General features: G+C 65.1%; 24 protein-coding genes. 19 read left to right on the forward strand and 5 right to left on the reverse strand.

Annotated features, from left to right (window positions below):
• Positions 1-128 precede the first annotated feature (128 nt).
• From OG976_RS16585 to OG976_RS16600, 4 genes are all read left to right on the forward strand, one after another.
• Complete coding sequence (locus tag OG976_RS16585) at positions 129-1700, forward strand: putative alpha/beta hydrolase (RefSeq protein WP_442930537.1); 1572 nt, start codon at positions 129-131, stop codon at positions 1698-1700.
• Between the two features lie 20 nt (positions 1701-1720).
• Positions 1721-2455, forward strand: a complete 735-nt coding sequence (locus OG976_RS16590; protein WP_328350788.1) for a hypothetical protein — start codon at positions 1721-1723, stop codon at positions 2453-2455.
• 66 nt (positions 2456-2521) lie between these two features.
• Positions 2522-2761 carry a hypothetical protein gene (locus OG976_RS16595; protein ID WP_328350791.1) on the forward strand — a complete coding sequence of 80 codons (240 nt, stop codon included), beginning with the start codon at positions 2522-2524 and terminating at the stop codon, positions 2759-2761.
• Between the two features lie 28 nt (positions 2762-2789).
• Complete coding sequence (locus tag OG976_RS16600) at positions 2790-3527, forward strand: hypothetical protein (RefSeq protein ID WP_328350794.1); 738 nt, start codon at positions 2790-2792, stop codon at positions 3525-3527.
• A gap of 15 nt (positions 3528-3542) precedes the next feature.
• Here the strand turns inward: OG976_RS16600 and OG976_RS26830 are convergent, their stop codons facing one another.
• Both OG976_RS26830 and OG976_RS16605 read right to left on the reverse strand, forming a co-directional pair.
• Complete coding sequence (locus tag OG976_RS26830; protein ID WP_442930347.1) at positions 3543-3854, reverse strand: DUF2563 family protein; 312 nt, start codon at positions 3852-3854, stop codon at positions 3543-3545.
• Between the two features lie 61 nt (positions 3855-3915).
• A complete protein-coding gene (locus OG976_RS16605) occupies positions 3916-5934 on the reverse strand; it encodes a prolyl oligopeptidase family serine peptidase (protein WP_328350796.1) in 2019 nt (672 codons plus the stop codon).
• Between the two features lie 196 nt (positions 5935-6130).
• On the opposite strand from OG976_RS16605, the gene OG976_RS16610 reads away from it, so the two are divergent.
• Positions 6131-6370, forward strand: a complete 240-nt coding sequence (locus OG976_RS16610; protein ID WP_328350798.1) for a hypothetical protein — start codon at positions 6131-6133, stop codon at positions 6368-6370.
• Positions 6371-6402: 32 nt separating this feature from the next.
• Positions 6403-7095, forward strand: a complete 693-nt coding sequence (locus OG976_RS16615) for a GGDEF domain-containing protein (RefSeq protein ID WP_328350800.1) — start codon at positions 6403-6405, stop codon at positions 7093-7095.
• A gap of 3 nt (positions 7096-7098) precedes the next feature.
• Here the strand turns inward: OG976_RS16615 and OG976_RS16620 are convergent, their stop codons facing one another.
• On the reverse strand, positions 7099-8913 hold the full coding sequence (locus tag OG976_RS16620) for a flavin-containing monooxygenase (RefSeq protein WP_328350803.1): 1815 nt from the start codon (positions 8911-8913) through the stop codon (positions 7099-7101).
• Between the two features lie 118 nt (positions 8914-9031).
• On the opposite strand from OG976_RS16620, the gene OG976_RS16625 reads away from it, so the two are divergent.
• From OG976_RS16625 to OG976_RS16665, 9 genes are read left to right on the forward strand one after another with little or no spacing between them, the layout of a single operon-like run.
• Entirely contained in the window at positions 9032-10078 is a 1047-nt protein-coding gene (locus OG976_RS16625) for a 2,3-butanediol dehydrogenase (protein ID WP_328350806.1), read from the forward strand.
• Between the two features lie 12 nt (positions 10079-10090).
• Positions 10091-10870, forward strand: a complete 780-nt coding sequence (locus OG976_RS16630) for an acetoin reductase (protein ID WP_328350809.1) — start codon at positions 10091-10093, stop codon at positions 10868-10870.
• A 23-nt stretch (positions 10871-10893) separates the two neighbouring features.
• Positions 10894-12183 carry a GAF domain-containing protein gene (locus OG976_RS16635; protein WP_328350812.1) on the forward strand — a complete coding sequence of 430 codons (1290 nt, stop codon included), beginning with the start codon at positions 10894-10896 and terminating at the stop codon, positions 12181-12183.
• Between the two features lie 10 nt (positions 12184-12193).
• Positions 12194-13717 (forward strand): aldehyde dehydrogenase, encoded by a 1524-nt coding sequence (adh, locus tag OG976_RS16640; protein WP_328350815.1) that lies wholly within the window; start codon positions 12194-12196, stop codon positions 13715-13717.
• Positions 13717-14211, forward strand: coding sequence for a DUF779 domain-containing protein (locus tag OG976_RS16645; protein ID WP_328350818.1), 495 nt, complete (start codon positions 13717-13719; stop codon positions 14209-14211). Before adh ends, OG976_RS16645 begins: the two co-directional genes overlap by 1 nt.
• 29 nt (positions 14212-14240) lie before the next feature.
• Complete coding sequence (locus OG976_RS16650) at positions 14241-14519, forward strand: putative holin (protein ID WP_328350821.1); 279 nt, start codon at positions 14241-14243, stop codon at positions 14517-14519.
• Positions 14512-15060 carry a hypothetical protein gene (locus OG976_RS16655; RefSeq protein WP_328350823.1) on the forward strand — a complete coding sequence of 183 codons (549 nt, stop codon included), beginning with the start codon at positions 14512-14514 and terminating at the stop codon, positions 15058-15060. The genes OG976_RS16650 and OG976_RS16655 overlap by 8 nt, the downstream gene beginning before the upstream one ends.
• Before the next feature lie 34 nt (positions 15061-15094).
• Positions 15095-16495 (forward strand): dihydrolipoyl dehydrogenase, encoded by a 1401-nt coding sequence (lpdA, locus tag OG976_RS16660; RefSeq protein WP_328350826.1) that lies wholly within the window; start codon positions 15095-15097, stop codon positions 16493-16495.
• Positions 16492-16764, forward strand: a complete 273-nt coding sequence (locus OG976_RS16665) for a hypothetical protein (protein ID WP_328350829.1) — start codon at positions 16492-16494, stop codon at positions 16762-16764. Before lpdA ends, OG976_RS16665 begins: the two co-directional genes overlap by 4 nt.
• A gap of 4 nt (positions 16765-16768) precedes the next feature.
• On the opposite strand, the gene OG976_RS16670 is transcribed toward OG976_RS16665, so the two are convergent.
• Both OG976_RS16670 and ramB read right to left on the reverse strand, forming a co-directional pair.
• On the reverse strand, positions 16769-17305 hold the full coding sequence (locus OG976_RS16670) for a carboxymuconolactone decarboxylase family protein (protein ID WP_328350832.1): 537 nt from the start codon (positions 17303-17305) through the stop codon (positions 16769-16771).
• The gene (gene ramB / locus OG976_RS16675) at positions 17305-18729 is read right to left on the reverse strand and encodes an acetate metabolism transcriptional regulator RamB (protein ID WP_328350835.1); all 1425 of its coding nucleotides are present in this window, start codon (positions 18727-18729) and stop codon (positions 17305-17307) included. The genes OG976_RS16670 and ramB overlap by 1 nt, the downstream gene beginning before the upstream one ends.
• A gap of 126 nt (positions 18730-18855) precedes the next feature.
• On the opposite strand from ramB, the gene OG976_RS16680 reads away from it, so the two are divergent.
• The 4 genes from OG976_RS16680 (at position 18856) to OG976_RS16695 (ending at position 23164) form a co-directional block, all read left to right on the forward strand.
• The gene (locus OG976_RS16680; protein WP_328350838.1) at positions 18856-19680 is read left to right on the forward strand and encodes an acyl-[acyl-carrier-protein] thioesterase; all 825 of its coding nucleotides are present in this window, start codon (positions 18856-18858) and stop codon (positions 19678-19680) included.
• 229 nt (positions 19681-19909) lie between these two features.
• The gene (gene aceA / locus OG976_RS16685) at positions 19910-21208 is read left to right on the forward strand and encodes an isocitrate lyase (RefSeq protein WP_328350841.1); all 1299 of its coding nucleotides are present in this window, start codon (positions 19910-19912) and stop codon (positions 21206-21208) included.
• Between the two features lie 83 nt (positions 21209-21291).
• A complete protein-coding gene (locus tag OG976_RS16690) occupies positions 21292-22146 on the forward strand; it encodes a 3-hydroxybutyryl-CoA dehydrogenase (protein ID WP_328350844.1) in 855 nt (284 codons plus the stop codon).
• A 142-nt stretch (positions 22147-22288) separates the two neighbouring features.
• Positions 22289-23164 carry a cyclopropane mycolic acid synthase family methyltransferase gene (locus tag OG976_RS16695; protein ID WP_328350847.1) on the forward strand — a complete coding sequence of 292 codons (876 nt, stop codon included), beginning with the start codon at positions 22289-22291 and terminating at the stop codon, positions 23162-23164.
• Positions 23165-23167 lie beyond the last annotated feature (3 nt).

Below are 23167 nucleotides of genomic sequence, written 5' to 3' on the forward strand. Positions count from 1 at the left end.
TGGTTAATAGAGACATGACGGTGCAACATAGGTCAAGGATGAATTGCGATGCCCACAGCAAACGGTATTGTTCGTGAAGTGGGCGCTTGTCCGGGTTCTCAATCCGCAGCTGCGGACCGGTGACGTCCATGCCAATGCCGAGTTTCGTTCATTTCAGCGCACAGGAGCTGGCGGCCGCCGCAGGCGGTAACCCGTGGCAGCTCGACGATGAGTTGCAGGCAGGCGATGCGCGCGCGATCGACCAGCTGGCCACCGCGTTCCGCCAAGCAGGTCTCAGCACTAGAGAAGCAGACGATCAGTTCAATGCCGCCAAGAAGTCATTCGAGGAGTCGTGGAATCGCCATGGCGGCGCAGAGCATCCGATCAACGATTCGGCCGAGGTTCAACGGCTGAGTGCGGTCCTCAAGGGACACCCCGAAGAACTTGGCAACATCGCCGTTGACCTGGAGCAGGCTGCGGCCGCGCTCGCTGTGGCACAACGCGAAAGTGCCAGCCAGATAGACGGATTGAACAGGTACCTCCACGCTGTGGATACGCAGATTTCGACAGAGGGCACTCAGGCGCCCTGGCTGATTCCTGGTTTGCATGCGGAGGCTGTGGACGGCACCCGGATTGCGCTCGGCAACCTTGAGAACATCCAGGGCGCCTACGCCGACCAACTTCGCGGCGCTGAAACAGCAATGATGGCATCGGGATACGTACCGGACGCAGTTGACGCCGTCGACGGTAATCCTGGTGACACACCACGCGAATCCGCTGATCACTACGAGCGATCCGGACAGCGGGCGCGAGACCAGGCTGTAGTGGACAAGGCACGGCGAGAACATTCCCGTGGTGAACTCGGTTGGGATCTGGACGAGAAGGCAGCTGCGCGCCGACTAGCGGACTACACCGCGGTCACTGACCCCAATCACGGGGCGGCGCGTTACGGCGATACTCATGCGAAGGATCAAGCCGCCAGACTGGCCGGCGAGCGACTCGCGGACTTCAACGTGGCTACCTCAACCGGGCCAGTTGCGAAAGATCCGGTCCTCGGGGGTGATGCACGAGATCGGGCGAAGGCGCGTCTGTTGATGCAACGTCAGCTCGAGGATGCTCAGCTTCCTTGGAGTCAGATCCCGATGAGCCCTGACGCGGCGACCGCACTGATGGACAAACTTGAGGTGCAGGATCGGGTGGCGGCCCTGACTCGGCTTCAAGAGCAGCTTCGAGATTGCGGCGTCTCGCCTGCGGCGGCTAGCCAAGTCGCCGAAAGCATTTCGCACGGAGTGGTGCCGCAGCAGTACATCGATGCGGCGAATGCGGCGAGTAAAGCCTTCGACGGGGGCAAAGATGGCGTGAAGGCATTTGCCGAGGCGCTTCCCAACGATCACCCCTGGGGGCCAAAGGACTGGGTGTTCGCCGAGGCCGATGTGCAATCGTTCATCAGATTGGGCAAACACATCGGCTACGCCGGGAGTGCCCTTGAGCTTGGGACGGGACTCTATGAGGTCTTCAGCGAAGGTAAGAACCCGGTTGAGGTTGCCGCAAAAGCGGCTGGTGGCATGGCCGGAGCGTGGGCCCTGGGTGAGATCGGCGCTGGAATCGGCGCCGTGGGAGGGCCCCCTGGTGCGTTCGCCGGCGCGCTCGTACTTGGCACGGCGGGTGCGTTCCTGGGTGAAGGCGCCGCTGAGCGCGCCATCGATTGGATTAAGGAATAGCTGATGAGGTGCTTGAGCCGATGAACATCGCCGAGCAAGCGACGCACCCGTCGTTTCATGATCCGCACACGTTGATCTTTTCTGTCGTCGCGATTGGCTGCGTTGGTCTGACCTTGATGCCGATCGTCAAGCGCCGAGATCGGAATCTGGAAAGGCGTCTGTTCTGGTTTGGGGCGGTTGGGGCGGCCATCAGCGTCGTGATTGCTTGTATTCCTTTCTGGGAGGCCGGCTATTTGGCTGTGGGATATCTGATTTCGATGGTTATCAGCGCGTATTTCAGCTCGCCCTACATCAAGATCGCGGGAAAAATCTATGCCTTCCATATCGACGACACCCAGGCAGGAGAGACACCGCCGCTTGGTCGCGATGCCCCTAATGGCGACGCCTACCCCGACTCGTATTCAGGCAGCGTCACAGCGCCGAAGATGTGGTGGCTGATGGTGCCGGCGACGGCACTGTGCTCCTTCAATATCGTCACCGCGTTGGCTGCTGGAACGACGAAGCCATGGATAGCAGTGGCTGCTGCTGTCGCTCTGGTGGTGGTTGCCGCGGGCTACGGATATGGCGATTCAAGCTGGAGATACGGGATCGCCCGCGGGCAGACCGTTCAGTTCCTACTCGTCGGGTTGGTGACAGCTGGGACCTTTACCGTCATCTATCTGCTGGCCTACCGCATCGCGATGCGTTGGCCGCTGCGGCCGAAGATTTCGTCGGAGTACCGAGCGCACCCGCACCTGCGGAAGCCCGAGCCCTGACAGTTGTCGTGCCGACACACGCCCAGCTCGCGGCACACCGCCGCTGTGTCAAATTGTCACCTGATCGTGGAGCAGACCCCCGCCATCTACGAGATCGTCTTCGAGGGCACCTCACCTGGTGAGGTACTAGTGAAGGCTGGCTGTGGGATGGCAGGTGCGTGGTTGCTGGGCGAAGGTGGGGCCACGTTTGGTGGCATGGTTGCAGGTCCCCCTGGTGCATTCGCCGGTGCGCTCATACTCGGCACGGTCGGCGGCATCGTCGGCGAGAAGGGCGCAGGAGCGATGATCGATTGGTTGAAGGAATGACGATTCAGAGGCGTTCACGATGATGCACGTGGCAACGGGGATCAACTACATGGCATTTCCGCCCGCCAGCCGCGAACTTCACAGTGTGATCTTCAGCGTGCTCGCTGTGGTGTGCCTCGTTGTGGCTCTCGTGCCTCTGTGGACGCGGATGGAGATTGGCCGGCAGCGGAAGTTCTACTGGTTGGGAACTTTTGCGGCGGCTGCGAGCGCTTTCTTTGCGGTACTCCCTAATTGGCAGGCCGGACTCGCGCTCGCGGCCGCGGGCGTGGCGTTCATGGTCTTTCCGGCGTACTTCACCAGTTCACTGATCAAAGTCCGAGGAAGGGTCTTCGCCTACCACATTCGAGACGCTGAACCTGATCGAGAGCCTCGACGAGTCGCCACCCCGGACGACGATCCGTGGCCGGACGCCTATGGGAACGGCGTCACTGCCGCTAAAGCATGGTGGGTCATGATCGGCATCGTCGTCATATGTGTGGGAAACGTCGTATTCTCCGTGCTCGCAGACAAAGTCGAGTGGACAACGCTAGCCGCGGCGGTTGCCTTTGTGATCTTTGCGCTGGGTTTCGGCTACGGAGATGCAAGTTGGGGTTACCGGGTCGCCCGCGGCCAGCACATTCAGTTCGCGATTATCGGAATTCTCACGGTGGGTACGTTCACCGTTCTTTACCTCACTGCCTTCGTAGCTGGTTGGCGATGGCCGCTACGGCGCAAGGAGTCTCTCGAATATCGAGCGCATCCCCGGCATCAACGGAAGCAGCAATAGGGTTGGGTTCAGCGCCTAGTCCCTTGAGTCGATGACCGCGCGTAGAGCCAAGGAGTTGCGCTCCTCCATCTCGGCAAATGTAGATGCCGCGGTATGAGCCTTGTCACCGATGGAGCCCAACGCCTCGAAGTGCCTGGTGATGAGGCTTGTGTGTCGGTCTTGCGCCTCCGTGACGATCTGGCCGAACGCTCTAGCCGCAGCGAAGTTGCCGAAGACCGTTTCATCCATACCGCCTCGGCCCAACCGCCTGGCACCCTCGTATGCGTGGTCAGCCGCGGAGTACGAGGTGTTGGCTCCCTGGCGGAGCCCACCAAAGTCAACGAACATGCTGTAACCCTCCGCAGTTAGCTGTTAGCTAGAGGGTACTACGGTACGTTTGCTGGTCAATTCACCCAGAACCCAGCATCCGGTGCAGGAACGAGTAGCTCAGCGCCGACTTGAAGGCCGTCTGCGCGTTGTCGGCCGCCCCGGCGTGCCCGCCCTCGATGTTCTCGTAGTACCAGACGTCGTGTCCGGCCTCCTCGAGTGCGGCGGTCATCTTGCGGGCATGCCCGGGATGCACCCGGTCATCGCGGGTCGAGGTCGTGATCAGCACCGGGGGATAGCGCTTCTCGGCGCTGATGTTCTGATACGGCGAGTACTCGGCGATGAATTCCCAGTCCGCCGGCTCGTCCGGGTCGCCGTATTCGGCCACCCACGACGCACCGGCCAGCAGCAGATGGAAGCGCTTCATGTCCAGCAGGGGGACCTGGCAGACCAGCGCGCCGAAGCGCTGCGGGTACTTCGTGAGCATGATGCCCATCAGTAGTCCGCCGTTGCTGCCGCCTTGCGCCCCGAGTTGCGCGACGGTTGTGATCCCGCGGTCGACGAGGTCACGCGCCACCGCCGCGAAGTCCTCGGCCACCTTGTGCCGGCCTTCTCGCATGGCCTGGGTGTGCCACGTCGGCCCGTACTCGCCGCCGCCGCGGATATTGGCCAGCACATAGGTTCCGCCGCGCGACAGCCACAACCGGCCCAGCACCCCGTCGTAGCCCGGTGTCCGGGACACCTCGAACCCGCCGTACCCGCCGAGCAGTGTGGGTCCTGGAGCCTCGCGACCTTTGTGCCCGACCACGAAGTACGGCACCGCCGTCCCGTCCTCGGATGTCGCGAAGTGCTGTGAGACTTCGAGATCGGCCGCGTCGAAGAACGACGGTGCCCGCTTGATCTCGGTGAGTTCGCCACCGACGACACCGTGCAAGAGCCGCGATGGAGTGACGAAACCGCTGGAATCCAGGAAGATCTCGTCACTGTCGCTGTCGGCCGCCACGATGACGGTGTTGGTGCTCGAGGCGAGACCGGTCACCGGTTCGCGCGTCCACGTTCCGGGCGTCACGACCTCGACATAACTCGCCACATCCGCCAACGTCACCATCACGAGCCGGTCCCGGGTCCACGAGTACTGGTGCAGGCAGGTGTGTTCGTCGGGCTCGAAGACGACCGCCAATTCGGCTGTGCCGTCGAGGAACTGCTCGTAGTCAGCGGCCAGCAGTGAACCCGCCCGATACGAGCCGGTGCCGGTGTGCCAGTCGGTGCGCAACTCGATGAGCAGCCACTGCCGATGCACCGACAAGCTGGCATCGGTTGGCGCGTCGATCCGGACGAGTTCCCCCGAACGCAGTTGGTAGACATCATCGTTGAAGAAGTCGATCGCCCGATAGATCAGGGTGCGCTCGTAGCCCGGTGTGCGGTCCGCCGAGGCCGACACGATGACGTCGGTGATGGGCCCGGTGAACACTGTCGCGGCATCGCTCAGGGGCTGCCCGCGCTTCCACCGCTTGACCACCCGCGGGTAGCCGGATTCGGTCATCGAATCCGGGCCGAAGTCGGTGCCGACCAGCACGGTGTCGTGGTCCTCCCACGTCACATTCGACTTCGCCTCCGGCAGCTTGAAGCCACCGGCGACGAATTCTCTTGTCGTCATGTCGAATTCGCGCACCACGGCCGCATCCGACCCGCCGCGGGACAGGCTGATCAACGCCAGGCTGTGGTCGGGCTCGATGACGTCGGACCCCGCCCACACCCAGTTCTCGCCGTCGGCGCGTGCCAGTTCGTCGACGTCGAGGATGACGTCCCAGTCCGGAGCCTCGGCGAGGTAGCTCTCCAGGGTGGTGCGCCGCCACAAGCCCTTCGGGTTGGCGGCGTCACGCCAGAAGTTGTAGAGGTACTCGCCGCGCCGCCTGACGTAAGGAATCCGCGCATCGGTGTCGAGCACCTCCAGCGCCTCGGCGCGCATCTGCTCGAACGTCTCGTCGCTGAACTCGGCGACCGTCGGCTCATTGTGCCTGCGAACCCAGTCGAGCTGGTCGTCGCCGGCGATCTCTTCGAGCCAGAGGTGGGGGTCGTCTGATGCAGGCGCGTTGGTCACGCGCTCTATTCTGCGCAACCGGTCCGGTGGTGTTCGATCTGGTCGCGACTAGTGGACGCTCGTTACCATCAACGTGGTCGAAGATCGGGGGTGAGGGGTGAACCACGTCCGCGGGTGGTGGCGACAGCCTGACCGTTACGACTGGCTGTCGGGTTACCTCCGTTCCCGCCGACTCCTTGGCGCTGCGCGTGGCGGCATGACCGTGATCGTCGCGGTCCTGGCCGCCGCCGTGGCTTTGATGTCGATCAGTCCAGCCGGTCATCACGGAGTCGGGCGGGGCGTCGCGCTGGCGATCGCGGCCCTGTTCGCCGCAATGGCCGCGGTGTACGCCACGCGCTGGCCGAGCCGGCGACAATCGGCGGCCTTCTCGGTCGCCGGCAGTATCGGCCTTGCCGTTGTGGCTCTGACCCCTCCGACCAGCACGCCGGATTGCTGACCTGCTGGGCGTTCGTCGGCCTCGTCGCGTACGTGGCAGCGGCACACAGCCCGCGGCTCCTCGTGCTCACGGTGAGTGTGGCGCTGGCGACCGCCGGGGCATGCGCGGTGCGGATAGGGCTGGCCGGCGATGTGCCGATGGCGGTGGGCACGCTGCTGCTGTGCAGCGGCGGCCTGCTGACAGTTCCGTTCGTCGGTCAGATCCTGATACGACTGCTGTGGAACGACGCGGTATCGACCGACCCGCTGACCGGCCTGGCGAATCGGCGGGGATTCCGCCGCTCGGCCCGCTCGCTCATCGCCTCCGCGCCCGGGGGCTTGGCGTCGTTCAGCGTGGTGATGATCGACCTCGACGGGTTCAAGCAGCTCAACGACACACGGGGCCACGCAGTCGGGGACCAGGTACTCGTTGAGGTCGCCACGAGGATCCGGGACGTCGGCGGCCGGGACTTGATTGCCGCGCGCGTCGGCGGTGAGGAATTCCTCGTCGCTCAGGCATCGCCGCCACGCCAGGCAGAGATGCTCGCGCGCAGCCTCTGCTCGGCCATCGCCTCCTCGCCGTGGGGCGTCACGGCGAGCCTCGGAATTGCCGGTGTCACAGCAACTGACGCGGCCCAGGACGTCCGCGGGCTGATCGAGGGCCTCATCGCCGAAGCCGACATGGCGATGTACGCGGCGAAGCGGGCCGGCGGAAACCAGATCCGCCAATTCACCGCCGCAGCCTGAGCCCTAACTCAGGTGATGCACCTCCTGCAAGCCGTACACCGGGGTCGGAATCCCCTCGAACCGTGCCTTGAGCTGAAGCGCCAAATACAGCGAATAATGCCGTGATTGGTGCAGATTGCCGCCGTGGAACCACAGGTTGTCCTGCTGGGTGGGCTTCCACATGTTGCGTTGCTCGCCCTCCCACGGTCCGGGATCCTTCGGGGTGTCCGAGCCCAGACCCCACACCTTGCCCACCTTGTCGGCGACGTCCTGGCCGATGAGATCGGCCGCCCAGCCGTTCATCGAGCCGAACCCGGTGGCATAGACCACCACGTCGGCGGGCAACTGCGTGCCGTCGGCCAGCACCACCGAATCCTCGGTGAGTCGGGCGACCTGGCCGTGGGCCAGTTTGATCTTGCCGTCGGCCACCAGATCACATGCGCCGACGTCGATGTAGTAACCGGACCCGCGCCGCAGGTACTTCATGAACAGTCCGGAACCGTCTGCGCCCCAATCCAACTCGAAGCCGGCCGCCTCAAGCCGGTCATAGAAGTCCTTGTCCCGCTCGCGCATCTGGTCATAGAGCGGGATCTGGAATTCGTGCATGATCCGGTAGGGCAGCGAGGCGAATGTCAGGTCGGCCTTCTCGGTGGTCATTCCCGCCGCCAGTGCGCGTTCGGAGTACAGGTCGCCCAGGCCGATCTCCATCAGGCTGTCGGACTTGACGATGTGCGTCGAGGACCGCTGCACCATCGTCACGTCGACGCCGTTCTCGTAGAGCGCCTTGCAGATGTCGTGGGCGGAGTTGTTCGATCCGATCACGACCGCCTTCTTGCCCACGTAGGCGTCCGGCCCGGGATGCGCACTCGAATGGTGCTGGTCGCCGCGGAAGACGTCCTGTCCCGGCAGCGTCGGCACGCTCGGCTTGCCCGACATCCCGGTGGCCAGCACCAGCTGCGTCGGATGCAGGGTGAGTCGCTCACCGTCGCGGTCCACCTCGACCGTCCAGATGCCGGCGGACTCGTCGTAGGACGCCGACAGGCACGTCGTCTTCGACCAGTACGGGACCTCCATCACCCGCGTGTAGAACTCCAGCCAGTCACCGATCTTGTCCTTGGGGGCGAACACCGGCCAGTTCGGCGGGAACGGCAGGTAGGGCAGGTGGTCGTACCAGACCGGGTCGTGCAGGCACAGCGACTTGTACCGCTTGCGCCACTGATCGCCGGGCCGCTCGTGGCGGTCGACGACGATGGCGGGCACCCGGAGTTGACGCAGCCGCGCGCCGAGCGCAATGCCGCCCTGACCGCCGCCGATGACCAGTACGTACGGCTGAATCGAGCGGCCCAGTTCGGCCTGCTCCTCGGCACGTTTCTCCGCCCAGGACCGCGGGTCCGGGTCGTCACCGTGCACGGCACCCATCACCCGCGACGGACCCTTGGCCTCCTCGAACCCGGTCAGCTCCTGCAGCGCGGTCAGCAGCGTCCACGCCTGGTCGCCCTTGAGCCGAAGATGTCCGGTTCCCCGGCCGACGGCGGTTTCGAACTCGATGAACGCCGAGGTCACGTCGCCATCGGCAGTGGGCGTCTCGCGGGTCCGAAACCCTGACGGGTCGGTGTCGGCCAGCCGGGCACCCAGCATCCCGGCGATGGCGTCGCGGCCCTCGACCGTCTTGATGTTCCAGGTGAACGACACGAGGTCGCGCCAGAAGCTGTCGGTGGCGAATTTCGCGGCAGCCCGGTCGATGTCGCGGGCCGCCAGTGCGGCTTCGAAGTCGGCCAGCCAGGCGTCGACCCGCTGCTGCGGGGTCAGGCCCGTCTGAGGTTCAAGTGTTGATGTCATGTGAGCCAGGACACACCGCGTCTGCCTGGGCCGACAAGAGTTGCGAGGCGTTGCAACCGGGGACTGCAACCCCCTGCAACTCTTTCGAGGTGTGGTCGCGGTCACATAGAACTGCGTTATGAAAGCAGCTGTCTACTACGGACCCAACAAAGTCGAGATCGATGACGTCGCCGAACCGCAGCCGGCGCCGGGCAGCGTCAAACTCAGGGTCGGATTCAACGGCATCTGCGGCACCGACCTCCACGAGTACTACGCGGGCCCGATCTTCGTGCCGACCGAGCCGCACCCGCTGACCGGACAACAACTGCCGCTGACGATCGGCCACGAGTTCTCCGGGACCATCACCGCGCTGGGCGACGGTGTCACCGGCTGGGCCGAGGGTGACCGGGTGGCCGTCGAACCCATCTACAAGTGTGACCACTGCGGACCCTGCCAAGCCGGCAACTACAACGTCTGCCAGCAGATCGGCTTCCACGGCCTGATGTCCGACGGCGGCATGGCCGAGTACACCACCGTCCCGACGTCCATGCTGCACAAGCTGCCGGACAACGTCTCCCTGGAGCTCGGCGCTCTCGTCGAGCCGATGTCGGTGGCCTACCACGCCGCCACCCTCGGTGACGTGCACCCCGGCGACACCGCCATGGTGTTCGGCGCCGGCCCGATCGGCATCGGCCTCTGGTTCGCCCTGCGGGGCAAGGGGATTGACGATGTTCTCGTCGTAGAGCCGTCAGCCACGAGGCGCGCCGCCATCGAAGCGCTCGGCGCCCGCACCCTCGACCCGGCCGCGGTGGACGTGGCTGCCTTCATTGCCGATCACACCGGTGGCAGGGGAGCCGACGCAGCCTTCGACGCCGCAGGCGTCACCCCGGCCGTCGCGACCGCCCTGGCGTGTGTCGGATCGCGCAAACCGATGATCAGTGTCGCGATCTACGAAAAGCCTTTGGAAACACCACTTCTGAATCTCGTTATGAACGAGAGTCGCATCCAGGGCTCACTGTGCTACACCGGAGCCGACTTCGAAGCCGTCATCGCACTCATGGCCAAAGGTGCCTACGACACCACCGGCTGGGTCGCCACGATCCCCATCGACGACGTCGTCGACGAAGGATTCGAGGCGCTACACGCCGGCAAGAAGATGAAAGTTCTCGTCGACCCCACCATCTGAACGGAGCATCGCATGACACTGGAAGGCAAGGTGGCCCTGGTCACCGGAGCAGCCCGCGGGATCGGGCGAGGGATCGCGCTACGACTGGCCCGCGACGGCGCTGACATCGCGCTGGTCGATCTGCGCACCGACGGCGTCGAGTCGGTCGCCGCCGAGATCGCCGAAATAGGCGGCAAAGCAACGACTTTCGCTGCCGACATCAGTGACCGTGACCAGGTTTTCGCCGCCGTCGAGCACGCTGCCGCAGCGCTGGGCGGGTTCGACATCATGGTCAACAACGCCGGCATCGCCCTGGTCGGCTCCATCGCCGAGGTGACACCCGAGGAGATGGCGCGAGTCTGGGCGATCAACGTCAACGGAGTGCTGTTTGGCATTCAGGCGGCGGCCGCGAAGTTCAAGGAACTCGGCCGCCCCGGAAAGATCATTAATGCCTCCTCCATCGCCGGCCACGACGGATTCGCGATGCTCGGCGTCTACAGCGCGTCGAAGTTCGCGGTACGGGCGCTCACCCAGGCCGCCGCCAAGGAACACGCCGCCGACGGGATCACCGTCAACGCCTACTGCCCCGGCGTGGTCGGCACCGACATGTGGGTGGAGATCGACAAGCGCTTCGCCGAACTGACCGGCGCCGCCGAGGGCGAGACCTACCAGAAGTTCGTCGGCGGAATCGCCCTCGGCCGTGCCGAGACCCCCGACGATGTGGCCGGATTCGTGTCGTATCTGGCCGGCCCCGATGCCGACTACATGACCGGCCAAGCCGGCCTAATCGACGGCGGCCTGGTTTACCGCTGAGATGCAGAGCACAATCGGCAGTGATGCAAGTGACGGCCGTGCCTGAGCCCGCAGTCGCGCTCGGCGAAGACCCGCGTAGTTATGCGCGGTTGATGTCGGCTGTCTATGACGCGACGATGTCAGGCCACCGCGCCCCGGCGCGGCCGCGTGACGTCATTGGCGAATCCTGGCGCCGCCTCATCTCGGCCGGCGTCGACCCCGACAGCCGCACCCCACCCGTCGTCGAGTCCGGCGGTCTGGAGGCGTTGCGCCGGGCGTCAGGCTTGATCGCGGTGCTCGACGAGGTGTCCCGCGGGCTGGAATCGATCGTCGCCGACGGCACCAACATCCTCGTCATCGCCGATGCGCAGGGCCGCGTGCTGTGGCGGTCCGGATCGCCGGCGGTGCTGGGCAACGCCGACCGGCTCGGATTCGTCGAAGGTGCGCGCTGGGCCGAAGGCGAGGTCGGCACCAACGCCATCGGCACCGCACTGGTGTCCAACCGCGCCGTGCAGGTGTTCTCGGCCGAGCACTTCGTCCGCAGCCACCACTCCTGGACCTGCGCGGGTGCGCCCATCCGCGATCCGCGGACCGGGCACGTGATCGGGGTGGTGGACGTATCGGGACCCGCCGCGACCGTCCACCCCACCACGGTCGCCCTGGTCGACGCGGTTGCCCGGCTGGCCGAATCGCATCTGCGTGAGCAGCACGACCGCAACCTGAACCGGCTGCGCATGGTGGCCGCCCCGATCCTGGCCCGCATCGGCAAACCGGCCCTGGCCGTCGATCCGGAGGGCTGGGTGGCGGCCGTCGACTCGCTGCCGCTGCACAACCGAATCCTGCTGCCCGAACTGGTGACGCCGGGCCGGTTGTGGATTCCCACGTTCGGCATGTGCGACGTCGACGTGCTCCCCGGCGGGTGGCTGGTTCGCCCCACCGACGACGACGACGCACCGGCGCTGGCGCAGGTGTCGCTGGACCTCAGCGTCGCCGGCGCGCCGGCATTGGACATGACGGGACAGTTCGGGCGGTGGCGCCACGACGTGTCGCTGCGCCACGCCGAGATCCTGCTCATCCTGGCCTACAACCCGCAGGGCCGGACCGCTCCCGAGCTGGCCGCCGAGCTGTACGGCGACCGATCGCGCGTCGTCACCGTTCGGGCCGAACTGTCCCGGCTGCGCAAGCACTTCGCCGGCCTGCTGGCCGCTCAGCCGTATCGGTTCGCCGGCGGAATCGACGTGACCGTCCGCTATCCCGCGGACATGTCAATGGTGTTGCCCGCGTCCACCGCACCCGCGGTCCGCGCTATTCGTTGCAAGGAAAGTGTCTCGTAGAGGAGGACTTATGACAGTGTTCGCACGGCCGGGTTCGGAGGGATCGTTGATGTCCTTCCAGTCGCGCTACGACAATTTCATCGGTGGGCAGTGGACGCCGCCGGTGGAGGGTCAGTACTTCGAGAATCCGACGCCGGTGACGGGCGCGGTGTTCTGCGAGGTGGCGAGGTCGACCGCGGCGGACATCGAGTTGGCTCTCGATGCCGCGCATGCGGCAGCGCCGGCGTGGGGCAAGACCTCGGCGGGGGAGCGGGCGGTGATCCTGAACAAGATCGCCGATCGGATCGAGGCGAACCTGGAGTCGATCGCGCTGGCCGAGTCGTGGGACAACGGCAAGCCGATCCGCGAGACGATGGCGGCCGATATCCCGTTGGCGGTGGATCACTTCCGGTATTTCGCTGCCGCGATCCGCGCCCAGGAGGGCTCGCTGAGCCAGATCGACGAGGACACCGTCGCCTATCACTTCCATGAGCCGTTGGGTGTGGTCGGTCAGATCATTCCGTGGAACTTCCCGATCCTGATGGCGGTGTGGAAGCTGGCCCCGGCGTTGGCCGCGGGTAATGCGGTGGTGCTCAAGCCGGCTGAGCAGACCCCGGCCTCGATTCTGTATCTGGTGTCGTTGATCGCTGATCTGCTGCCTGCCGGGGTGCTCAACGTGGTCAACGGATTCGGTGTCGAGGCCGGTAAGCCGCTGGCTTCGAGCAACCGGATCGCCAAGATCGCGTTCACCGGCGAGACCACCACCGGCCGGCTGATCATGCAGTACGCCTCCCAGAATCTGATCCCGGTCACGCTGGAGCTGGGCGGCAAGAGCCCCAACATCTTCTTCTCTGATGTGCTGGCCGCTGCCGACGATTTCCAGGACAAGGCGCTGGAGGGCTTCACGATGTTCGCCCTCAATCAGGGCGAAGTCTGCACGTGCCCGTCACGGTCGTTGATTCAGGCCGACATCTACGACGAGTTCCTCGCGCTGGCCGCGATCCGCACCAAGGCGGTGCGCCAGGGTGATCCGCTCGACACCGAGACGATGATCGGCGCGCAGGCCTCCAATGATCAGCTGGAGAAGATCCTGTCCTACATCGAGATCGGCAAAAGCGAAGGCGCTCAGGTGCTTACCGGTGGTGAGCGTGCCGAGTTGGGCGGGGATCTGGGTGGCGGCTATTACGTTGCGCCGACGATTTTCACCGGTCATAACGCGATGCGGATCTTCCAGGAGGAGATCTTCGGGCCCGTCGTGGCTGTCACCTCGTTCACCGACTACGACGACGCGATCAGCATCGCCAACGACACCCTCTACGGACTCGGGGCCGGGGTGTGGAGCCGTGACGGCAACACCGCCTATCGCGCCGGGCGGGATATCAAGGCCGGCCGGGTGTGGACCAACTGCTATCACGCCTACCCCGCCCATGCCGCCTTCGGTGGTTACAAGCAGTCCGGCATCGGGCGCGAAAACCACAAGATGATGCTCGATCACTACCAGCAGACCAAGAACCTCCTGGTCTCCTACAGCAACAAGGCCCAGGGCTTCTTCTGATGAGTGATTTCGGGCCGCCGCGGGTATTGATCACCGCGGCGGCCGCCGACCTGCTGCACCGGATGCAGGAACGGCACGGCCCGGTGATGTTCCACCAGTCCGGCGGATGTTGCGACGGCTCCTCGCCGATGTGCTACCCCGCCGGTGACTTCATCGTCGGTGACCGTGACGTGCTGCTCGGGGTGCTCGAAGGTGCGCCGGTGTGGATCTCGGGCTCGCAGTTCGAGGCGTGGAAACACACCCAACTCGTCATCGACGTCGTGCCGGGCCGCGGGGGCGGGTTCAGCCTGGAAACCCCGGAGGGCATGCGCTTTCTCAGCCGCGGGCGGGCGTTCACCGATGCGGAGAACGCGTTGCTGACCGCCTCCCCGCCGCTGACCGGTACCGACTACGAGCTGGGCGCCCGACCATCGGAGCGGACCGATCTCGTGGTCGCCGAAGCCGCCGACGCCTGCGCAATCCCAGGTCGGCGCGCCGGAGTCGTTCAGCCGTAGTCGGCGCTGCGGCACGTATCGTCACAAGAGTGATACCCCTGCCTCGGGCATGGCTGCTCACAAGCGCGTTGCTGGTCGGTTGTGTGACTGGCCTGGTCGCCGCCGTCGTCACCACAGTGCTGGTCAAAGCCCCGATTCGTCCCGACCTCGTGGTCGCCCTGGTCATCGGCGTACCCGGAGCAATCGGGATGCTGACGATCCTGTTCTCTCCTCGCCGCTGGCTCACCACAGTGGGCGCGTTCGTCCTGGCGATGGCCCCAGGCTGGCTCGCGACGCTGGTTCTCATTCAGGTGGTATCCGGTGGCTGAAAAGACGTCCCTGCCCTCGACCGAACCGCATCATGCGCCGATCTTCGACACCGGCCCGCACCCCGGCCCACTGCGCGCACTCGGCGACCCGGTGCCGGACCTGTCCTCACCGCACGCATTCAGCGAGTTGGACAACTTCGACACCGACGCCTTCATGCAGCCGCTGAGCGGTCTGGTGCATGCCGAACCGGTGGTCGTGCCGCCCGCACCCGCGGTGGCGGACAGTTCGTACCTGCATGTCAGGCGCTGGCAGTTCGTGTTCATCGTGGCCGCAGTGTGGCTGCTGGCCGCGGCCTGCGGGCTGGGCTTCTACTTCTGGTGGTACACCTCGCTGCACAAGACGCCCGCCACGTTCGGAGTGCTGCTGTATCTGATCGGGTGTGCGGTGGCTGGCGTGCTCGTCTCGATGGTGCCGAACCGACCTGCGGTAATCGCCCTGGCCATCGCTTTGATGTCGGCGCCGATGGCCTCGGTGGCGGCCGCGGCCGTCTTGCACGGTGCCTACTACTTCGAATGGGTAGCCCGGCCCGCGATCGGCTGACCGCCTGCCTCGCGGCCGCGCTAGGGTTATCTGCGTGACCCACTATGACGTCGTCGTTCTCGGAGCCGGACCCGGTGGATACGTCGCGGCGATCCGCGCGGCCCAACTCGGGCTGAACACCGCCATCGTCGAGCCCAAGTACTGGGGCGGGGTATGCCTCAATGTGGGCTGCATCCCGTCGAAGGCGTTGCTGCGCAACGCCGAACTGGCGCACATCTTCACCAAGGAAGCCAAGACCTTCGGCATCACCGGTGAGGCCACCTTCGACTACGGTGCCGCGTTCGACCGCAGCCGCAAGGTCGCCGACGGCCGTGTCGCCGGCGTGCACTTCCTGATGAAGAAGAACAAGATCACCGAGATCCAGGGTTACGGCACCTTCACCGACGCCAACACCCTGTCGGTCAAGCTGAACGACGGCGGAACAGAGACGGTCACCTTCGATAACGCGATCATCGCGACCGGCAGCAGCACCCGGCTGGTGCCCGGCACCTCGCTGTCGAAGAACGTCGTCACCTACGAAGAGCAGATCCTGTCCCGGGAGCTGCCCAAGTCCATCGTCATCGCCGGCGCCGGCGCGATCGGCATGGAATTCGCCTACGTGATGAAGAACTACGGCGTGGACGTCACCATCGTCGAGTTCCTGCCACGCGCCCTGCCCAACGAGGACGCCGAGGTCTCCAAGGAGATCGAGAAGCAGTACAAGAAGCTGGGCGTCAAGATCCTCACCGGTACCAAGGTGGAGTCGATCACTGACAACGAGGCTGACGGTTCCGTCGTTGTCGTGGTCAGCAAGGACGGCAAGACCGAGGAGATCAAAACCGACAAGGTGATGCAGGCCATCGGATTCGCCCCCAACGTCGAGGGCTTCGGCCTGGAAGCCACCGGGGTCGCGCTGACCGATCGCAAGGCCATCGGCATCGACGACTACATGCGCACTAACGTGCCGCACATCTACGCGATCGGTGACGTCACCGCCAAGCTGCAGCTGGCGCACGTCGCCGAGGCCATGGGTGTGGTGGCCGCCGAGACCATTGCCGGCGCCGAAACGCTGGCCCTCGGTGACTACCGGATGATGCCGCGCGCGACGTTCTGTCAGCCGCAGGTGGCCAGCTTCGGCCTCACCGAGGAGCAGGCGCGTGACGAAGGCTACGACGTCAAGGTCGCCAAGTTCCCCTTCACCGCCAACGGCAAGGCACACGGCCTGGCCGACCCCACCGGTTTCGTCAAGGTCATCGCTGACGCCAAGTACGGCGAACTGCTCGGCGCCCACCTGATCGGACCCGACGTCTCCGAGCTGCTGCCCGAACTCACCCTGGCGCAGAAATGGGATCTGACGGTCAACGAGCTGACCCGCAACGTGCACACCCACCCGACGCTGTCGGAGGCGCTCCAGGAATGCTTCCACGGCCTCGCCGGCCACATGATCAACTTTTGAGCCCGTCGACTATCGTCGCCGCGATCGGCGGTTTCGTGATCGGTCACATCCTGTGGCTGGTCGGGATCTCCATCGCCACGTCGGCCTACCGGGTGAACTTCTGGGTACTGATCCTCGCGGCATTGATCGCCGTCGCGTCGGCCGCGGTCGGCTGGCTCGCCTGGCAGCTGTATCAGCGAAAGCGATTGGTAGCGGCGGCTTTTCTGGCCTGCCTTCCGATCTCGCCGGTGGTGTTCACCCTGATCGTGTTGGGCGTCACCTACGTGTAGGCGTTCAGTCCGGGAAGTCCATCGGCACCCGCAGCGTGGCCAGTATGGCGGCAATGGTGTCGTAATGGCCTGCCAGCGCGCAGAATTCGATGATCTGCTGGCGGTTGAGGTGCCGGGCCAGCTCCGCGAACGTTTCGTCGGTCAGATCCCGGTTGAGAATGAACTCGTCCACCGCCGTCAGCAGCGCCCGTTGGCGGGCGGTGAGCCCCTCGGCCTCCGGGCCGGCAAAAATCCTGTCCTGCAACGCCGCATCGAGCCCGCGTGAGCGCGCGAGCCGACGGTGCTGCTGCAGTTCGTACTGCGATCCGCGCAGGTGCCCCACCCGCAGGATGACCAACTCCTTGTCCTGCTTGGATAGCTTGCCCCAGTTGAGCAGGACACCGGAGTACGGCAGGAACGACAAGAACAACAGCCGGTGCTGGCCCAGTACCTCGAACAGGTGCATCCGCGGCGCACGAATGGATCGCGCCCCCGCTCTGGCGATGGCCCAATTGACCACGCCGAGTTCGCGGCGGCCGCCGGGCGGGATACGTTCTGCCATCAGGACTCCTTGACCAGGTAGGGCGACACGGTGCTGCGGTGCTCGTCGAGATCGAGCGCGCGGCCGAGTGCGGGAAACGCCCGCTGGGCGCAGTTGTCGCGCTCACACACCCGGCACCCCGCGCCGATGGGCGTCGCGGTGTCCGCGGACAGATCCAGACCCTTCGAGTAGACCAGCCGGTTGGCGTGGCGCATTTCGCAGCCCAGCCCGATCGCGAAGGTCTTGCCGGGTTGTCCGTATCGGGACGCGCGACGCTCGATGGTCCGGGCCACCCACATGTAGTTACGGCCGTCGGGCATCTGCGCGATCTGCACCAAGATCTTGCCCGGGTTGGCGAACGTCTCGTAGACGTTCCACAGCGGGCAGGTGCCGCCCGAGGATGAGAAGTGAAATCCGGTGGCGGACTGGCGTTTCGACATGTTGCCGGCCTTGTCGACCCGGACGAACGAGAAGGGCACTCCCCGCATCGACGGTCGCTGCAGTGTCGAGAGCCGATGGCAGATCGTCTCGTAGCTGACCTGATAGAACGCCGAGAGCCGCTCGATGTCGTAGCGGAAGCTCTCGGCGACGCCGTGAAATTGCCCGTAGGGCAACACTGTTGCGGCCGCGAAGTAGTTGGCCAACCCGAGCCGGGCCAGTCGGCGTGACTCGTCGCTGGTGAACGTACCGGCCGCGACCTTGGTGTCGATGAGGTCGCCGAATTCGAGATAGGCCAATTCGGCGGCCATCTTGAACACCTGCTGGCCACCGGACAGATGGGCGCTCATCTCCATCGTCTTGGTCTCGGGGTCGTAGCGGTGCAGCACAGTGTCGCCGAGGTCGACGCGCCTGACGATGCGCACGCCGTGCACCTGCGCCAGGCGCTGGCCGATGTCGCCGGCGAGGTCGCCGCGGTGCAGGCGCATCCGCACCGTCAGGTCCTCTGCGGCGGTGTCGAGCTCGTGAAGATAGTTCTGCCGTTGGTAGAAGTAGTCCCGAACTTCCTCGTGGGGCATGGAGATCGATCCCGAGCCGCTGCCTCCGGCGTTGAGGTTGAACCGGTCCTCGGTCACCGCGGCGAGTTGCGTCGTGGCCATCCGGTAGCGCTGGTGCAGGGTGACCATCGCCTTGGCCAGATTGGGATGGGTGTTGACCATCTCGGCGACCTCGGCGGGATCGATGCCGGCATCCAGGTCGCGATCCAGCAGGACCTCCCGGAGTTCGGCGATCAGCCGGGTGTCGTCCTGCGAGGCGAAGAACGTCGCGTCCACACCGAACACCTCGGTGATCCGCAGCAGGACCGCGACGGTCAGCGGCCGGACGTCGTGCTCGATCTGGTTGAGATAGCTGGGGGAGATCTCCAGCATCTGGGCCAGCGCGGCCTGGCTGAATCCGCGTTCGCTACGGAGTTGACGCACGCGGGACCCGACGAACGTCTTGGACACCTGCCCAGGGTACCGGCGCTGCGAAGGCCTGCTTAGCAGGATTGGCAAGGACGCTTGTTGGCATTCGCTGAGGCCTTTGGCATGATCGCGCTGGGCGGGAAAGCTTCAGCCTGGGGAGAAGGCACCATGAGTACCACCGAGAAGGACACGGCCGTAAGCGGTCTGGCCAAGGTGCTGATGCCCGTACCCGATCCGCACCCCGATGTGTTCGACCGGGAATGGTCGCTGCGGGTCGGTGACATCGACCGGGCCGGCCGTCTGCGGCTGGACGCGGCGTGCCGCCATATCCAGGACATCGGCCAGGACCAGCTGCGCGAGATGGGCCACGAGGAGACCCACCCGCTGTGGATCGTCCGGCGCACGATGGTCGATCTGATCCGTCCGATCGAGTTCCAGGACATGCTGCGGATGCGCCGCTGGTGTTCGGGAACCTCCAACCGCTGGTGTGAAATGCGGGTGCGGGTCGACGGTCGCAAAGGCGGGCTGATCGAATCCGAGGCGTTCTGGATCAACATCAACCGTGAGACCCAGGGGCCGGCCCGGATCGCCGACGACTTCCTGGACGGCTTGAAGAGGACCACCGAAGTCAGCCGGCTGCGGTGGAAGGCCTACCTGACTCCGGGAGCCCGGCAGGACGCCGACGAGATCCGCGCGTTCCCGATTCGGGTCAGCGATATCGACTTCTTCGATCACGTCAACAATTCGGTGTACTGGAAGGTGGTCGAGGAGTTCCTCGCCCCGTATCCCGAACTGTTCGAGTCACCGCTGCGGGTGACCATCGAACACGACGCACCCGTCGCCCTCGGCGACAAGCTGGAGATTCTGTCGCACGTCTATCCGCCCGGATCGACCGACAAATTCGGTCCGGAGCTGACCGACCGCACTGTTAGAACGCTCACATACATGGTCGGCGACGAGGTCAAAGCCGTCGCGTCGATCTTCGGGCTCTGAGCGACGAGTTTTTAACAGTACAAGCGTACTGACCTGCGGGAATCCGCTACCCGCCAGTAACTTCTGAACCGGTTCAGCTGGATTGGACCTTCGCAAACTTCGCAAGATGAACGTACTGCTTGGCGAAAATTGGCATTCGCAGTGGCTTGAAGTGCACTAATGGTGCGAGGCATGCTCGAAGGCAGCACACCAGCCAAGCTGTACCAGAGTTAGCAAAAGGAGCAGGCCCATGCCCAACGTCGGGTCCAACGTCGGCAAGCCGAAGACCGCAGAAGAGATCCAGCGCGACTGGGACACCAACCCCCGGTGGAAGGGTCTCACCCGTACCTACACCCCGGCCGACGTTGTCGCGCTGCAGGGCAGCGTCGTCGAGGAGGCCACCCTGGCCCGCCGCGGCGCCGAGGTGCTGTGGAACCAGCTCCACGAGATGGAGTTCGTCAACTCGCTCGGCGCGCTGACCGGCAACATGGCCGTCCAGCAGGTCCGCGCGGGCCTCAAGGCCATCTACCTGTCGGGTTGGCAGGTCGCCGGTGACGCGAACCTCTCCGGCCACACTTACCCCGACCAGAGCCTCTACCCGGCCAACTCGGTGCCGCAGGTGGTGCGTCGCATCAACAACGCGCTGCTGCGTGCCGACGAGATCGCCAAGGTCGAGGGTGACACCTCGGTGGAGAACTGGCTGGCCCCGATCGTCGCCGACGGCGAGGCCGGTTTCGGTGGCGCCCTCAACGTCTACGAGCTGCAGAAGGCCATGATCGCCGCCGGTGTCGCGGGCTCGCACTGGGAAGACCAGCTGGCCTCGGAGAAGAAGTGCGGCCACCTCGGTGGCAAGGTGCTCATCCCCACCCAGCAGCACATCCGCACCCTGACCTCGGCTCGCCTGGCGGCTGACGTCGCCGACGTGCCGACCGTCGTCATCGCCCGTACCGATGCCGAGGCCGCCACGCTGATCACCTCCGACGTCGACGAGCGCGACCAGCCGTTCATCACCGGCGAGCGGACCAAGGAAGGCTTCTACCGGGTCAAGAACGGCCTGGAGCCCTGCATCGCCCGCGCCAAGTCCTACGCGCCGTACTCGGATCTGATCTGGATGGAGACCGGCACCCCGGATCTGGACCTGGCCCGCCGCTTCGCCGAGGGCGTCAAGAGCGAGTTCCCCGACCAGATGCTGGCCTACAACTGCTCGCCGTCGTTCAACTGGCGCAAGCACCTGGACGACTCGACGATCGCCCGCTTCCAGAAGGAACTCGGCGCCATGGGCTTCAAGTTCCAGTTCATCACGCTGGCCGGCTTCCACGCCCTGAACTACTCGATGTTCGATCTGGCCTACGGCTACGCCCGCAACCAGATGACCGCCTACGTCGAGCTGCAGGAGCGCGAGTTCGCTGCCGAGGAGCGCGGCTACACCGCGACCAAGCACCAGCGTGAGGTCGGCGCCGGCTACTTCGACCGGATCGCCACCACCGTGGACCCGACCAGCTCGACCACCGCGCTGGCCGGCTCGACCGAAGAGGGACAGTTCCACTAAGCCTCTGCACGAGCAGGTCCCGCCGTTTCGCAGTTCAGGCCCCGTCCTTATATTGGGCGGGGCCTGACGCGTGAGGAGATGAAGTGAGTATTCAACGAGTAGGTGTGATCGGCGCGGGGCAGATGGGCTCAGGGATCGTCGAGGTGGCCGCCAAGGCCGGCGCCGACGTCGTCGTCTTCGAACCGACGGACGAGTTGCTCAACGCCGGCCGCAGCCGGCTCACCGGGTCGCTGGAGCGTGCGACGAGCCGCGGCAAGCTGTCGGAGGCCGACCGCGACGCCACGCTGGCCAGGCTGACGTTCACCACCGACCTCGCCGACATGGCGGACCGCCAGCTCGTCATCGAGGCCGTCGTCGAGGACGAGACGGTCAAGGGCAAGATCTTCGCTGAACTCGACCGCATCATCACCGACCCCGACGCTGTGCTGGCATCCAACACCTCCAGCATCCCGATCATGAAAATCGCTGCGGCAACGAAGAATCCGAGCCGGGTGATCGGCCTGCACTTCTTCAACCCGGTGCCGGTGCTGCCGCTGGTGGAACTGGTCAACACGTTGGTCACCTCCGAGGGGGCGATCGCCCGGGTCGAACAGTTCGCCGGTGAGGTCCTGGGCAAGAAGGTGGTGCGTTGCGCCGACCGTTCCGGATTCGTCGTCAACGCTCTTCTGGTGCCCTACCTGTTGTCGGCGATCCGGATGGTCGAGGCCGGTGTGGCCACCGTCGAGGATGTCGACACCGCGATCGTGGCCGGGCTCTCGCATCCGATGGGCCCGCTGCGGTTGTCCGACCTGATCGGACTGGACACCATGAAGCTCATCGCGGACTCGATGTATGAGGAATTGAAGGACGCCCACTACGCGCCGCCACCGTTGCTGCTGCGCATGGTCGAGGCGGGGATGCTGGGCAAGAAATCCGGACAGGGCTTCTACAGCTACTGACGACCTGTGCTTATGCAATCCCCAGACTAATTGACTAGGCTGCACGCCGGTGGGCCTGTGGCCCTGGTCGGGGGACCGTTTGTAGCGAACCCCCGCTGTCCACGGCCCGACCTAGCAAGCGGAAACCTGAAGGGCTTTGTTGATGGCGAACGTGGAAGCGGACCTGACTCCTTACTACGAGGAGTCTCAGTCCATCTACGACGTCTCTGACGACTTCTTTGCCCTGTTCCTCGGCCCGACCATGGGATATACCTGCGGCTATTACGAGCGCGAGGACATGGACCTCGACGAGTCGCAGAACGCCAAGTTCGACCTGGCGCTCGGCAAGCTGAATCTCGAGCCGGGGATGACTCTGCTCGACGTCGGTTGCGGCTGGGGCGGGGCTCTGGAGCGGGCCGTCCAGAAGTACGACGTGAACGTGATCGGCATCACGCTCAGTAAAAACCAGTCGGAGTACGCCCGCAAACGGCTGGCCAAGCTGGACACCGCCCGCTCGGTCGAGGTTCGGCTCCAGGGCTGGGAAGAGTTCAGTGACCCGGTCGACCGCATCGTCAGCATCGGCGCCTTCGAAGCGTTCAAGGTCGAGCGCTACCCGCTGTTCTTCGAGAAGGCCTACAACCTGCTGCCCGACGACGGCCGCATGCTGTTGCACACGATCCTGGCGCACACCCAGAAGTTCTTCCGCGACAACGGCATCAAGGTGACCATCAGCGACCTGAAGTTCATGCAGTTCATCGAAGCCGAGATCTTCCCCGGCGGCCGGTTACCCGCCGTCGAGGACATCGAAGTGCTCGCGGCGGACTCCGGCTTCACCCTGCAGCGCACCCACCTGCTGCGCGAACACTATGCACGCACCCTGGACATGTGGGCGGCCAACCTGCTGGCTGCGCGCCAGGAGGCGATCGCCATCACCTCCCCGGAGGTCTACGACCGCTACATGAAGTACCTGGTCGGCTGCGCGGACTTCTTCCGCCGTGGCATCACCAACATCGGTCAGTTCACCCTGGTCAAGGGCTGACCA

The sequence above is a fragment of the Mycobacterium sp. NBC_00419 genome, assembly GCF_036023875.1.
In the GTDB taxonomy this organism is placed as follows: domain Bacteria; phylum Actinomycetota; class Actinomycetes; order Mycobacteriales; family Mycobacteriaceae; genus Mycobacterium.

Excerpts from the sequence above, each read along its gene's own strand:
- OG976_RS16585 (WP_442930537.1), top strand. The coding sequence starts at position 129 with ATGCCAATGCCGAGTTTCGTTCATTTCAGCGCACAGGAGCTGGCGGCC.
- OG976_RS16590 (WP_328350788.1), top strand. The coding sequence starts at position 1,721 with ATGAACATCGCCGAGCAAGCGACGCACCCGTCGTTTCATGATCCGCAC.
- OG976_RS26830 (WP_442930347.1), bottom strand. The coding sequence starts at position 3,854 with ATGTTCGTTGACTTTGGTGGGCTCCGCCAGGGAGCCAACACCTCGTAC.
- OG976_RS16610 (WP_328350798.1), top strand. The coding sequence starts at position 6,131 with ATGACCGTGATCGTCGCGGTCCTGGCCGCCGCCGTGGCTTTGATGTCG.
- OG976_RS16620 (WP_328350803.1), bottom strand. The coding sequence starts at position 8,913 with ATGACATCAACACTTGAACCTCAGACGGGCCTGACCCCGCAGCAGCGG.
- OG976_RS16625 (WP_328350806.1), top strand. The coding sequence starts at position 9,032 with ATGAAAGCAGCTGTCTACTACGGACCCAACAAAGTCGAGATCGATGAC.
- OG976_RS16630 (WP_328350809.1), top strand. The coding sequence starts at position 10,091 with ATGACACTGGAAGGCAAGGTGGCCCTGGTCACCGGAGCAGCCCGCGGG.
- OG976_RS16635 (WP_328350812.1), top strand. The coding sequence starts at position 10,894 with ATGCAAGTGACGGCCGTGCCTGAGCCCGCAGTCGCGCTCGGCGAAGAC.
- adh (WP_328350815.1), top strand. The coding sequence starts at position 12,194 with ATGACAGTGTTCGCACGGCCGGGTTCGGAGGGATCGTTGATGTCCTTC.
- OG976_RS16645 (WP_328350818.1), top strand. The coding sequence starts at position 13,717 with ATGAGTGATTTCGGGCCGCCGCGGGTATTGATCACCGCGGCGGCCGCC.
- OG976_RS16670 (WP_328350832.1), bottom strand. The coding sequence starts at position 17,305 with ATGGCAGAACGTATCCCGCCCGGCGGCCGCCGCGAACTCGGCGTGGTC.
- OG976_RS16680 (WP_328350838.1), top strand. The coding sequence starts at position 18,856 with ATGAGTACCACCGAGAAGGACACGGCCGTAAGCGGTCTGGCCAAGGTG.
- aceA (WP_328350841.1), top strand. The coding sequence starts at position 19,910 with ATGCCCAACGTCGGGTCCAACGTCGGCAAGCCGAAGACCGCAGAAGAG.
- OG976_RS16695 (WP_328350847.1), top strand. The coding sequence starts at position 22,289 with ATGGCGAACGTGGAAGCGGACCTGACTCCTTACTACGAGGAGTCTCAG.